This window comes from Hwanghaeella sp. (assembly GCF_965227365.1).
Classification (GTDB): Bacteria; Pseudomonadota; Alphaproteobacteria; order UBA8366; family Aestuariispiraceae; genus Hwanghaeella.
In genome coordinates this window covers 896646-909709 of record NZ_OZ245754.1, presented here as the reverse complement: position 1 = coordinate 909709, position 13064 = coordinate 896646, and the positions used below count along the sequence as shown (strand labels likewise).

Sequence of the window (13064 nt, the reverse complement as noted above, 5' to 3'; positions counted from 1 at the left end):
GCGCTGCCGCGTTTCCCATCCGCCCGAGTTTAGCGCGCATCAATAACATTGCAGACCGGCCCGGCAAGCCTCACATTTCCGACATTGGCGCATGACACCGGAGGGATTGTGCAAATGGTTTGGGATCCGCACCAATATCTTGCATTCGCAGGGCACCGTTTGCGCCCCGCCCTAGACCTGCTCACCAGAATTCCCGACAAGGGCCAACGGCGCATCGTCGATCTGGGATGCGGTCCCGGCACGGTCACGGCCTATCTGACGAAGAGATGGCCCGACGCGGACGTACTGGGCCTGGACTCCAGCGAGGAAATGCTGGCCAAGGCCGGGTCCGCCGCCCCGAAGGCCAGGTTCGAGGTCGCCGACATCAGCCATTGGTCCCCGCCGAAGCCGGTTGACCTGATCTACACCAATGCGGCGCTGCACTGGCTTCCGGATCATCAGACCCTGTTTCCGACACTGTTTTCGCATCTGAAGCCGGGCGGCATTCTGGCCATACAGATACCGCGCAATTTCGGCCGCCCATCCCATACAAGCGTTGTCGATGCCGCAAAGGAGGGGCCCTGGGAAGCGACGCTCGCCCCGATGCTGCAACCGCCGCCGACGCATGAGCCAAGCGTATACTACGATATCCTGGATCCGCTGGCGGAGGACCTGGACATCTGGGAAACCGATTACATCCAGGCATTGGAAGGCGACAATCCGGTCGCGGAATGGACCAAGGGAACCTGGCTGCGCCCCTTCCTGGACGCCCTGGAGGAACCGGATCGGTCCGGTTTCGAGGCGGCCTATCGCAAGCGTGTCGCCGCCGCCTATCCGAAGCAGGCGAACGGCAAGACGCTGTTGCCGTTCCTGCGCCTGTTCATCATCGCGAGCAAAGCTGCATGACGCAAAATCCGGCCGTTTCCACCGCCACCGCGGCGACTGGCTTCCCGAAAATTCCGGTACACGATATCGGCACCGCACCGCTATCCGTGCTCGTCGATCTCGAGCCCGACCGGATGGCTGAGATACTTGCCTCGGGCCGGCGACATCTGGGTGCATTGCCGCTTCGTATCCTGGACAGCCGATCCGAAAAATGGGCCCGGCGCAGCGGCAATCCGTATCAATCCGAAGTTCGGGCAATTGCCGAAGGCCGGCCCCGAGGCCTTTGGTTCATGAACTTCTGTTACGAATGGGGATGCACCACCGGCGCGGAAACCCCGCCCGGCAAACAGGCCCCTTTGCTACGCCGGACATTGGACTGGCCGTTCGATGAAATCGGCCGGAACATGGTGCTTGTCCGGCAGGAAGGGACGATGGGGCCTGTTCTTTACCCGACCTGGCCGGGCTATCTGGGTGCAATCAGCGGTATGGCGCCCGGTCGCTTCGCCATCATGATCAACCAGGCGCCGCTCCCCAAGACAACCGGCATATTACCTTTTGACTGGGTTTCGGCGCGGATTGCCACGCGGCGCATGGCGGCGCTCCCCCCCGCTCATCTGCTGCGGCATGTGTTCGAGACCTGCGCCGATTTTTCAGAGGCCGTGGACCGTTTGACCAACACGCCGATCGCGCTGCCCGTCATCTTCACCATCGCCGGCACCAAACCCGGCGAGACATTGACGATAGAACGGCAGAGGACCGGCGCCCGGATCGACCGGGAAACGGCGGTCGCCGCAAATCACTGGCGATTGTACGAAGACCCTGCCCGGCCGCGCGGCAAGGCAAGCCCGGACAGGGCACGGCAGATGGTCGAAAGCTGGGCCGATCACAAGGAGAAATTCGGATGGCTTACCCCGCCTATCCTGAACAAGGATACGCGGCTGGCGCTGGAATGCGACATGGCATCCGGGACCATGCATGTAATCGGCTGTGAAAAGGACGGAATTGTTACCGATATAACGTCAATCCAATAAATCTGCTGTTGAGAAGCCTATAAAGCCGCCTTAGTTATTTAAACGATGGGCGGGACCCGACGGAGCAGCACACTCCGCGGGGTGCGGGATCGACAGGTTCGTCGGCGAAGCGCGCCAATTCGTGGTTCCCAGGGTGCGGATTTTCGCAAGGCGTGCCGGTCACGGCCGGTACCCAGACAAGGGCAGAGCATGACACCGACCCGACGCCAGATCGCCGCCGGACTGATCGCCACCTTCGCCTTGGGCCCGTTGGCCCTGACATCGACTTTTGGAACCGCAAACGCAGCCGATCCGATCAAAATCGGCGAAATCAACAGCTATACCTCCCTGCCCGCCTTCACCGTCCCATACAAACAGGGTTGGGAATTGGCGGTCGAAGAAATCAATGCGGAAGGCGGCGTGCTTGGGCGCCCGTTGGAAGTGATTTCCCGCGATGATGCAGGCAAACCCGGAGACGCGGTTCGGATCGTCGAGGAACTGCTGAGCCGCGACAAGGTCGACCTGATAGCCGGGACGTTCTTTTCCCATATCGGCCTGGCGGTCGCCGACGTCGCCAAACGCAACAAGGTCTTCTTCATGGCCGCCGAACCGCTGAGCGACGCGATGGTCTGGAGCAAAGGCAACCGCTATACCTTCCGCCTGCGGCCAAGCACGCATATGCAGGCCTCCATGCTGGCCGAGGAAGCGGCGAAACTGCCCGCGAAGAACTGGGCCACCATCGCGCCGAACTACAAATACGGGCAGGATGCCGTAGCCGCGTTTCAGCGCTTGCTGAAGGAACGCCGTCCCGATGTGAAGTTCGTCGCCGCGCAATGGCCCGGCCTGTTCAAGATCGATGCCGGCGCGGAAGCCGAAGCCTTGGCCGCCGCCAAACCGGACGCGATCTACAACGTCACTTTCGGCGGCGACCTGTCCAAATTCGTTCGTGAGGGAAGCCTTCGCGGCCTGTTCGAGGGCCGCCCCGTCGTCAGTCTGTTGACGGGTGAACCGGAATACCTGGAACCGATGAAGGACGAAGCCCCTGAAGGCTGGATCGTCACCGGGTATCCCTGGTACGCGATCGATACGCCGGAGCACAAAGCCTTCGTGAAAGCGTTCCAGACCAAGTTCGGGGAAACACCGAAGGTCGGCTCACTGGTCGGCTACAACACCTTCAAGTCCATTGCCGCCATCATCGCGAAGGCCGGCACCACCGAGACGGAAGCCATGGTCGACGCCGCGGAAGGAATCGAAGTGGCGACGCCGGTTGGGATGATCTCGTTCCGCAAATCCGACCATCAATCCACGATGGGTGCATTCGTCGGGCGCACGGCGGTGAAAGACGGCCAGGGCGTGATGGTCGATTGGCGCTATGCCGATGGCGCGGACCACCTGCCGGGACCGGACGAAGTGAAGCATTTGCGCGCGGGCGAATGATCCGCACGCGGCGTCCGCCCGGTAGAAGCGGGGCGGACTTCCCGCGCCCTGTGAAATGACTGCGCCGAAAAGGGCCTTCCCACAATGACCGGACAAATCCTGACCGGACTTGCCGGAGCGTCAGTCCTGTTCTTCATCGCCGCCGGATTGTCACTGATCTTCGGCGTAACGAAGATCGTCAATTTCGCTCACGGTTCCTTCTATATGTTGGGCGCTTACATCGCCTATACGCTGACCGACGTCTTCGGCGCGTCGGGACTGGGTTTCTGGCCCTCCATTCTATTGAGCGCTCTTTCCGTCGGCATGATCGGGGCGCTCGCCGAGGTCACCGTCCTCAAACCGGTCTACAAGGCGCCGCCGCTCTTCCAACTGCTGGTAACATTTGGTCTGGTCCTGATCATCCAAGACCTGACGCTGCTGACCTGGGGACCGGAGGATCGGCTGGGACAACGCGCGCCGGGGTTGAGTGGCGCGGTCGAGTTGCTGGGGACGCAGGTGCCCAGTTACGACTTTTTCCTGATCGCGGCGGGACCTGTCGTACTGGGCTTGGTTTGGCTGCTGCTCAACAGAACGCGATGGGGCATCCTCGTCCGCGCCGCGACCGAGGATCGGGAAATGGCCGCCGCGCTCGGCATCGATCAGCGCAAGCTTTTCACCGGCGTCTTTTTCCTGGGCTCCGCCCTGGCCGGATTGGGCGGGGCGCTGCAATTACCGAAGGGTGGCGCCGACCTGCTGATGGACCTCACCGTCATTGCGCCAGCCTTCGTCGTCGTCGTGGTCGGCGGCATGGGTAGTTTGACCGGCGCCTATATAGCGGCCGTCGTGATCGGGCTGGCGAATGCCTTCGGGGTCGTCCTATTGCCGCAGGCGACACTGGTATTGATGTTCCTGGTGATGGCGGCGGTACTGCTGCTGCGGCCGCACGGCCTGTTCGGACGGCCCGAGCGCGAGGAACGCGGCCATGCACCCGGTGCCGGTTATCCAAGGGCGGGCACTGCCGAAAAAACCCTATGGGCCATCATCCTGATCGGTGCGCTGCTGCTGCCGCTGGCGCAGGACGATTTTCTGCTGGTGCTGGCGACCGATATCGCCGTCGCCGCCCTTTTCGCCACATCGCTTCATTTCCTGCTCGGTCCGGCGGGTCTCGTCAGTTTCGGTCATGCCGCCTATTTCGCGATCGGTGCTTATGGCGCGGCGCTGGTTTCCCAGCAGATCGACGGCGCCGGCATGGAAGCCGCCCTGTTTGCGGCACCCGTTCTGGCGGGCGGCGCCGCGCTTCTATTCGGATGGTTCTGCGTTCGGTTGAGCGGAATATACTTCGCCATGCTGACCCTTGCCGTTGCGCAGATCGTCTGGTCGCTCTGCGTGCAATGGTCAGCGCTCACCGGCGGCGATGACGGGTTGCTGGGATTGTGGCCCAGCGCCTGGGCGGACAGTCGAACCGCCTACTATCTGCTGACCCTGGCGCTCTGCCTCGCCGCGATCCTCCTGCTGCGGCATGCGGTTCATGCCCCGTTCGGCTTTGCCCTGCGCGCCGGACGCGATGCGAAAGCCCGCGCCGAGGCGATCGGGATCGACGTTACCCGACAGCAATGGATCGCCTTTGGCCTCGCCGGCGCCGCGGCGGGTCTCGCCGGAGCGCTCTTCATCTTTTCCAAAGGCAGCATCTTTCCCGACGAAGCCGCGATCCCCCGATCGGTCGACGGCCTGGTGATGGTCCTGCTGGGCGGGGTCGGTCATTTGGCGGGACCGGTTCTGGGATCCGCCGTCTTCACCTTGCTGCACGATCAACTGTCGCGGTTCGATCAATGGCGTTTACTGCTCGGAACCGTGATCATATTGGTTTCAATCCTGGCCCCGGGCGGCTTGTCGGGCCTGCCCGGCATGGTGCGGGCTATGATTGTACGAGGCCGGTCATGACGCTGCTGGACGTGCAAAGACTGGCCAAACGCTTCGGGGCCGTCCGTGCCGTGGACGGGGTCTCCTTCGAGGTGGCGCGAACGGAAATGCTGGCCATCATCGGCCCGAACGGCGCCGGCAAATCGACCTGCTTCAACATGATCGGCGGGCAGATCGAACCGGATATGGGAATGGTTCTGTTCGATGGCGCCGATATCACCCGGGCAACGCCGCAAAAGCTGTTTCGCATCGGCATCGGCCGAACCTTCCAGATCGCGACGGTGTTTCAATCGATGAATGTCAGAGAAGTCCTGCAGACGGCGCTGCTGTCCCGCGACGGCAGGTCATTCTCGTTCCGACTGTCCGCTCGCGCCTATAAAAAGGAGGAGGCTGAGGAACTGTCTGCCTCTGTCGGGCTGCAGGGTTTTCTGGACACCGAGTGCCGCGCGCTGTCCTACGGCGATCTGAAGCGGGTCGAACTGGCGCTTGCGCTCGCCAACCGCCCGCGTCTTCTGTTGATGGACGAACCGACTGCCGGGATGGCCCCGGACGGGCGCCAGCAGATGATGCGCCTCGTCCGATCGCTGGCCGACAGATCCGGCATCAGCGTGCTCTTCACGGAACACGACATGGATGTGGTCTTCAACCACGCTGACAGGATCCTCGTCTTGAACAAGGGACAGGTCCTGGCCATTGGCGCGCCGGATCAAATCCGTGCCGATCCCGCGGTGCAGGCGGTCTATCTGGGCGAGGACGCATGAGCACGAACCTCACCAGAAACGGCCTTGCCCTCGACGCCGTCTCCGCCGGATACGGACAGGCTTTGGCGATTCGGGACATCACACTGACTGTTACCCCGGGCGAGGTCGTTGCCCTGCTGGGCCGAAACGGCGCCGGCAAATCGACGACCCTGAAGGCCGTCATGGGCATGCTGCCCTTGCGCGGGGGGCAGGTCTTGATGGACGGCGATGAAATCTCCGGCAGGCCGGTCCACGCACGGGCCGGGGCCGGCATCGGCTACGTGCCGGAAGATCGACGGATCTTCACCGGTTTGACCGTGGCGGAAAATCTGGAATCCGGCCGGCGGCCAATAGAGGCTGGGCGGGATTGGACACCGGATCGACTGTTCGATCTGTTCCCCAACCTCGCCCCCGCCCGCGACCGTCACGCTGGGCAGTTGAGCGGCGGGGAACAGCAGATGCTGGCCCTGGCCCGTACCCTGATGGGCAATCCACGGATGCTGTTGCTGGATGAGCCTTCCGAGGGGCTGGCCCCGGTGATCGTCGATGCCCTGGCGCGCGTCGTCAAAACGCTGAAACAGGAAGGATTGGGTATCCTGTTATGCGAGCAAAACACCTCCTTCACCACCAAGGTTGCAGACCGTGCCGCCATTATTGAAAGTGGCTCACTACAGTATGAAGGGTCCATGGGCCAGCTAGCCCTGGACGATGCGGTCCGAAAGCGCTACCTCGCTGTATAGGGGACGACGTACCGCGTACACAAAAACAGGCTCGGCAAACGGGCCCGACCCTAGGGAGACATCCTGATGCAATTGAACGATCCCACGCTGCTCCGCACCAAGGCCTATATCAACGGCGCCTGGACCGACGGAGCGAACGGCGCAACCTATCCCGTTATCAATCCGGCGACGCAGGAACGACTGGCCGATGTGGCCCGATGCTCCGCTTCGGAAACCACGCAGGCAATCGAAGCCGCCGCTGCCGCTCAGCCCGCCTGGGCCGCGCGCACCGGCAAGGAACGCGCCGCGATCATGCGCAAGTGGTTTGACCTGATGATGGCGAACCAGGACGATCTTGCGAAGATCATGACGATGGAACAGGGCAAGCCCCTGGCCGAAGCAAAGGGCGAGGTCGCATATGCGGCGTCCTTCATCGAATGGTTCGGCGAGGAAGCCAAACGCCTATACGGCGACACCATTCCGCAGCACCGCGCTGACAATCGCATTTTAGTCATCAAGCAGCCGATCGGCGTCACCGCCGGGATCACGCCGTGGAACTTCCCCGCCGCGATGATCACCCGGAAAGCGGGCCCCGCCATCGCGAGCGGCTGCGCCATGGTCGTGAAACCGGCTCAGCTGACGCCGCTTTCGGCCCTGGCCATGGCCGAACTCGCGGAACGCGCGGGTGTGCCGGCCGGTATTCTCTCTGTCGTCACCGGCAACAATGCGCGCGAGATCGGTACGGAACTCGCGACAAACCCAATCGTCCGGAAACTCGGTTTCACCGGCTCCACCGGGGTCGGCAAGACGCTTATGGAACAGGCGTCGGGCACCGTGAAGAAAGTCAGCCTGGAACTCGGCGGCAATGCACCCTTCATCGTCTTCGATGATGCCGACCTGGACGCAGCCATCGAAGGCACGATGATTTCGAAGTTCCGGAACGCCGGACAAACCTGCGTCTGCGCCAACCGTATCTTCGTCCAGGACGGCATCTACGATCGCTATCTCGACAAGTTGAGCGCGGCTGTCTCGGCGCTGAAAGTGGGCAACGGTCTCGACGAAGGCGTGACCATCGGTCCGCTGATCGACGATAAGGCAATCGCGAAGGTCGACAGCCTGGTATCCTCCGCAAAAGCCTCGGGCGCGACCACGACCCTGGGCGGCGACCCGTCCTCCCTGGGCGGCACCTTCTACACGCCCACGATCCTGACCGGCGTCAATGCCGATATGGAAATCGCGAATGACGAGATCTTCGGACCCGTCGCTTCCATCATCCGTTTCAAGGACGAAGGCGATGCCGTGCGCATGGCGAACGATACGCCCTTCGGCCTGGCCGCCTATTTCTATTCCCGCGACAATGCGCGCACCTGGCGTGTGTCCGAAGGGCTGGAATACGGCATGGTCGGCGTGAACAGCGGCTTGATCTCCACCGAAGTCGCCCCCTTCGGCGGCATCAAGGAGTCGGGATTGGGCCGTGAAGGGTCCCATTACGGGATGGATGAGTGGGTTGAGCTGAAATACATTTGCGTGGGCGGCATCTGACCCCCTCGCGTATGGCCGGCGCACCGCTCCGGCGGCGGCGCCAGCAGTTTTCAAGGAGTAGATCTTGGGCGGGACGCATACGCTGCGATTGTATCACGATCGGATCGGGCAAGGTGAAACCGTCACCTATCCCGGCGCCTGTCATCGCATCCTTTACTGCCGGTTCGGCGGTTTTTCGGTCAGTGGACAACAGACAGAACTGATTTGCGACGGTGCTATCCATTGCCCGGACCCGGTGACTGTCACCGGATCCATGGACGGCGCCGTCATCTGGCGGTTCGAATTGTTCCGAAATGGTGAGGAACCGGCGGGTCAGCCGATCGGGGCGATCTCCAACGAGTTGAAAGTCGAGGAGGAAATAACCCTCGAGCAACCGCACGGCTATCTGATCCGATGCGACGCGGTGAACTTCCCGCTGAATTGTCAGATCTATAACCACAAGCATGCCGGTCCCGGCATTCGCTGTCTGCACTGCGGGACTCTGTCGCTCGACATGGACGGCGAACGGCATGTCTTCGGCCCGAACGATGCCTGGTTCGAACCGGGGCCCGTATCCATCTCGGGCAGTTCCTCGAAGGAAAAGATGACCGGGTTTATCCGGGTCATGGTCCTGCCGCGAACCTTGCTGGGCAAGAGTTCCATCGCCTACATGCGCGAATCCGATTGGGAAAAGCCGAAACGCCAAACCTACAAGACCTACGTGGACACCTTCATCGAAGTGTGATCCGCGCGCCTATCGGACAGGCGCCCATGCCGGAAACGAACAACGCGAAGCATCTCGGTCCCTGCCCGCTCTGCGGCCGCAGCATGATCGATGGACCGAGTGTCGACCGACATCACTGGGTTCCGCGATCGGAAGGCGGCGGCGATTGGTCCTACCTGCATCGCATCTGTCACAAGAAGATCCACTCCCTGTTCTCGGAAGACGTATTGGCAAAGGACTATGCCAGTGCCGAGGCATTGCTGGCCCATCCGGATATCCGAAGCTTCGTGAAATGGGTGAGGAAACAGCCGCCGGAATTGATTGGACGGCACGCGAAACCGAACCAGCGGCGCGGTTAGGGAATACGCCGATCAGCTTTTCAGCGAGTCCCTGACCGCATCGGTGAACCCGACACTGATTGTGCCGTCACGATCGAAGACCGGTCGCTTGATCAGTGCCGGATGTTCCAGCATCAGATTCCGCGCGGCGGCTTCGTCCACGCTGTTCTTCACCGCATCGTCGAGGCCACGCCATGTTGTGCCGCGACGGTTGAGCAGGACCTCCCAGGAAACCTGCTTGAGCCAGGCATCGAGTTGCCCGCCGGTCAAACCGTCGGCGCGAACATCGTGAAAGCGGTGCTCTAGCCCTTCCTGCTCAGCCCATTTCCGGGCCTTCTTGCAGGTGTCGCAATTCTTCAAGCCATGGATAACGATCATAAAATCACTCCGCCGCCTGTGGCATTGTGCGGTCCAGTGCGAAGCCGGCGATCTCTTCAGACAAGCCGGTCAGGTCGCGGCGAAGCACTTCGAAATTGCCTGATTTCTCCAGCGTCGCTTCGTTCATATAGATCGACCTGTTGATCTCCATCTGAATGCTGCTGCGTCCCACCGCCGGGGCGGCATAGGCCTCGATCAGATACGCCCCCTTGTAGGGATCGTTCAGCCGCACCGTATACCCGCGTTGCTCCAGCCGGTCGCGCACGAAGGTTGTGAACTCCGGGTCGGAAGAGCGACCGTCGCGATCCCCGATCACGATATCCGCCCGCTGGGATCCGCCGCGGCGCGCCACGATCGGGCTGCTGCCGGCCGGCATCGAGTGACAGTTTACATGCCAGACCTGACCGAACCGACGCCACAGATGGTCGATTTCTTCCGCCAGCACCGCATGATAGGGCCGCCAATAGGTTTCGATGCGGTTTCGGACCTCCCGCGCGGTCAGGCGCCGGTCGTACATTGCCCTGTCGGTCGGACAGGCACGCCATATCAACCCGTGGCCCAAACGGGACTTGTCGGTCGGGCGAAGGGGTTCCGGCCAGGCTTCCGACAACAGACGGCTGTCGAGGTCATCCTGGGCGCGGTTCGGGTCGATATAACTGCGGGGAAAATGCGCGCAGAGCAGGCTCGCACCATATTCCAGGACGTCATAGAACAGGTCGTCGACGAAATTGTCCTGAACCCGGCGCAGAATCCTCTCCGGCACGATGGATCCGAAATCGGCGGGGAACACCGTACCGCTATGCGGAGAGTCGAAAACCACCGGCACCGCAGGAACCTGCGGCCGGTGCAAGCTGTACACGCCGGGGACGGCAACGTCGTTCACATCAAACTCCCAAACGGCCATGCCCCGGTCAACGTGTTGGGTATCGGCCAGAATCCAACGATCAGGCAGACAGTACCCGCTCATTCCGGGAACGGCAAACCTCGCCGACATCACATTTCCCCCGCATGCAGCGCCCGATACTGGCCTTTGACGTCCTGGGAACGAAAGGCGGCGCGCAGGTTGGTGTCACGATACCGTTTCTCGGAATTACTGTTCGGCAGGTTATCGTCTGTTGGACCATCCAGATGGCAATGGTAAGACTTCGCCCCGCGGACGGATAACGATCGGACGGTTCCGATTGTCGTCTGACATCTCCGCGATTGAAACCCCGCAGAACGCACGCAACCCCAAGGCTGGCAGGAGGAACATATGGCAGGCCAAATCGACGCACGTCTCAAGGAACTCGGCATTGAAATCCCGGCCGTGGCGAAACCCGCCGCCGCCTATGTCCCGGGCGTCCGCACCGGAAATCTGATCTTCGTCTCCGGTCAGGTTCCCTTCGTGAACGGCGAAATTGCCTTCAAGGGCAAGGTCGGCGCGGAATTCACCGTTGAACAAGGCCAGGACGCGGCCCGTGTCTGCGCATTGAACGCCATCGCAGTCGCCAAGGATATGCTGGGCGGCGACCTGGACAAGGTGACCCGTGTCGTGAAGCTGGGCGGGTTCGTGAACTGCCCCGCTGATTTCGAACAGCATCCGATGGTCATCAACGGCGCCAGCAACGTCGTCGGCGAAATCTTCGGCGACAAGGGCGCGCATTCGCGCTTCGCCGTCGGCGTCGGCTCGCTTCCCTTCAACGTTGCCGTCGAAGTCGAGGCAATCTTCGAAGTCGAGTAACCGTCCCGTCAGGCAGCGGTCCTGCGCGTCACCTGATGTCGCGCAGGATCTCCGCCGCCGCATTGCGTCCCGGCAAGCCGGTCACGCCCCCACCCGGATGAGCGCCCGACCCGCACAGATAGAGCCCGGGCACCGGCATGCGATGGTCGGCATGTCCCGGCGCCGGCCGCAGCGAAAAGATCTGATCCAGATGCAGCGCGCCGTGGAAGATATCTCCGCCCGTCATGTTCAGTTTGCGCTCGATATCCAGCGGTGAATTGATCTGACGGCCGACCACCGCCGCCTTGAAGTTCGGCGCGTACTGACCGACCGTATCGATGATCATGTCGGCCACCGAGTCCCGGTGATCGTCCCAGGTCGTGCCGTCGGGCAGGTGCCGCCGGAAGTGCTGACAGAACAAGCTCATCACATGGCAGCCTTCCGGCGCCAGGGTGTCGTCCAGCGTCGTCGGCAGGCACATTGAGATGATCGGCCGCTTGGCCCAGCCCGCGGCACGGGCATCGTCGTAAGCGTCCTGGATATAGTCCAGCGACGGACAGATATCGATCGTGCCGTTCAGATAGGCCAGGTCCTCGTCTCCCCCCGGCAGGGACGAGAAGCGCGGCATCTCGCTCAACGCGACATTCATCCGGAACGTGGCGGACTCGCTGCGCCATGTGTCCATCCGGCGCTTGAAGTCTTTCGGCACGACTGCCGGGTCGACCATCTGTCCGAACAGCAAGCCCGGATTGACATTTGCGGCCACGCCGCGCGCGCGGATCGACCGTCCGTCCTCCAACACCACGCCGACCGCCTTGCCCTTCTCGACGATGACCTCGCGGACCGGTGCCTCGGTCTCGATCTCCACACCCGACGCCTTGGCCGAGGCCGCCAACGCCTGGGAGATGGCTCCCATGCCACCCTTGGCATGTCCCCAGGCCCCGGTACGGCCGTTCACCTCGCCGAAAGCGTGATGCAGCAGAACATAGGCCGAGCCCGCCTGATACGGGCCGGCGAAATTCCCGATCACGCCTTCGAATCCGAAGATTCCCTTGATCGGGTCGCTTTCGAACCAGCGCTCAAGATAATGGCCGACCGACATGGTCATCAGATCCGCCAGATCGGCCTGGGCCCGGGCGCCAAGCTTGCGAACCCTGTTGCCGAGCGACAGCAGCCGCATGAGGTCCGGCCAGCCGCCGCCGAAATCGGGCGGCGCGTCTTCCGCGACGGCCCGCAACGCTTCGGCCACGGTCGCGATCCGGTCTTCGAATTCGGGAAAGGCCTCCGCATCGGCCTTTGAGAAACGCGCGATTTCCCGCCGCGCGATCGAACCGTCCCGCGGCAGCCAGAGATGATCGCCCTGCAGCACGGAGAAACTGCCCGAGGTCCGGTCCATGATCTCCAGGCCGAAACGTGCCAGTTCCAGATCGGCGATCACCTTCGGCGACAGCAAACTGACCAGATAGGAAAAGACGGAGTTGCGGAAACCCGGATGGAACTCCTCCGTCAGCGCGGCGCCGCCGACGACATCCCGCCGTTCGACGACCTTAACCTTCAACCCGCCGCGCGCCAGATAGCCGGCACAGGTCAGCCCGTTATGCCCCGCGCCGATAATGACGACGTCGAATGCTTCCGATTTTCCCACAGCCCGGTACCTCCACCGCAAAACTCCCAATCGCCGCGCAGAGTCATGAAATCCCCGGTCCGGTCAAGGCGGCACACCGACGGAATTTTT

General features: G+C 62.3%; 13 protein-coding genes. 10 read left to right on the top strand and 3 right to left on the bottom strand.

Annotation, left to right across the window (positions count from 1 at the left end; all coding sequences use genetic code 11):
• Nucleotides 1-114 precede the first annotated feature (114 nt).
• The 9 genes from ACQK2G_RS04085 (at nt 115) to ACQK2G_RS04045 (ending at nt 9273) form a co-directional block, all read left to right on the top strand.
• Nucleotides 115-885: a methyltransferase domain-containing protein gene (locus ACQK2G_RS04085; protein WP_425403747.1), complete on the top strand. Its 771-nt coding sequence runs from the start codon at nt 115-117 to the stop codon at nt 883-885.
• A complete protein-coding gene (locus ACQK2G_RS04080) occupies nt 882-1895 on the top strand; it encodes a carcinine hydrolase/isopenicillin-N N-acyltransferase family protein (protein ID WP_425403746.1) in 1014 nt (337 codons plus the stop codon). The genes ACQK2G_RS04085 and ACQK2G_RS04080 overlap by 4 nt, the downstream gene beginning before the upstream one ends.
• Before the next feature lie 189 nt (nt 1896-2084).
• Entirely contained in the window at nt 2085-3311 is a 1227-nt protein-coding gene (locus ACQK2G_RS04075) for an ABC transporter substrate-binding protein (RefSeq protein ID WP_425403745.1), read from the top strand.
• An 84-nt stretch (nt 3312-3395) separates the two neighbouring features.
• Nucleotides 3396-5231: an ABC transporter permease gene (locus ACQK2G_RS04070; protein ID WP_425403744.1), complete on the top strand. Its 1836-nt coding sequence runs from the start codon at nt 3396-3398 to the stop codon at nt 5229-5231.
• The gene (locus ACQK2G_RS04065; RefSeq protein WP_425403743.1) at nt 5228-5971 is read left to right on the top strand and encodes an ABC transporter ATP-binding protein; all 744 of its coding nucleotides are present in this window, start codon (nt 5228-5230) and stop codon (nt 5969-5971) included. Before ACQK2G_RS04070 ends, ACQK2G_RS04065 begins: the two co-directional genes overlap by 4 nt.
• On the top strand, nt 5968-6690 hold the full coding sequence (locus ACQK2G_RS04060; RefSeq protein ID WP_425403742.1) for an ABC transporter ATP-binding protein: 723 nt from the start codon (nt 5968-5970) through the stop codon (nt 6688-6690). Before ACQK2G_RS04065 ends, ACQK2G_RS04060 begins: the two co-directional genes overlap by 4 nt.
• A 66-nt stretch (nt 6691-6756) precedes the next feature.
• Entirely contained in the window at nt 6757-8211 is a 1455-nt protein-coding gene (locus ACQK2G_RS04055; RefSeq protein WP_425403741.1) for an NAD-dependent succinate-semialdehyde dehydrogenase, read from the top strand.
• 64 nt (nt 8212-8275) lie between these two features.
• On the top strand, nt 8276-8935 hold the full coding sequence (locus ACQK2G_RS04050) for a hypothetical protein (protein ID WP_425403740.1): 660 nt from the start codon (nt 8276-8278) through the stop codon (nt 8933-8935).
• 26 nt (nt 8936-8961) lie between these two features.
• On the top strand, nt 8962-9273 hold the full coding sequence (locus ACQK2G_RS04045) for an HNH endonuclease (RefSeq protein WP_425403739.1): 312 nt from the start codon (nt 8962-8964) through the stop codon (nt 9271-9273).
• 12 nt (nt 9274-9285) lie between these two features.
• On the opposite strand, the gene ACQK2G_RS04040 is transcribed toward ACQK2G_RS04045, so the two are convergent.
• Nucleotides 9286-9630: an ArsC family reductase gene (locus tag ACQK2G_RS04040; RefSeq protein WP_425403738.1), complete on the bottom strand. Its 345-nt coding sequence runs from the start codon at nt 9628-9630 to the stop codon at nt 9286-9288.
• 4 nt (nt 9631-9634) lie between these two features.
• On the bottom strand, nt 9635-10513 hold the full coding sequence (locus ACQK2G_RS04035) for an N-formylglutamate amidohydrolase (RefSeq protein ID WP_425403737.1): 879 nt from the start codon (nt 10511-10513) through the stop codon (nt 9635-9637).
• 369 nt (nt 10514-10882) lie between these two features.
• On the opposite strand from ACQK2G_RS04035, the gene ACQK2G_RS04030 reads away from it, so the two are divergent.
• On the top strand, nt 10883-11350 hold the full coding sequence (locus ACQK2G_RS04030; RefSeq protein ID WP_425403736.1) for a RidA family protein: 468 nt from the start codon (nt 10883-10885) through the stop codon (nt 11348-11350).
• Between the two features lie 28 nt (nt 11351-11378).
• Here the strand turns inward: ACQK2G_RS04030 and ACQK2G_RS04025 are convergent, their stop codons facing one another.
• The gene (locus ACQK2G_RS04025) at nt 11379-12974 is read right to left on the bottom strand and encodes a phytoene desaturase family protein (protein WP_425403735.1); all 1596 of its coding nucleotides are present in this window, start codon (nt 12972-12974) and stop codon (nt 11379-11381) included.
• Between the last annotated feature and the right edge of the window lie 90 nt (nt 12975-13064).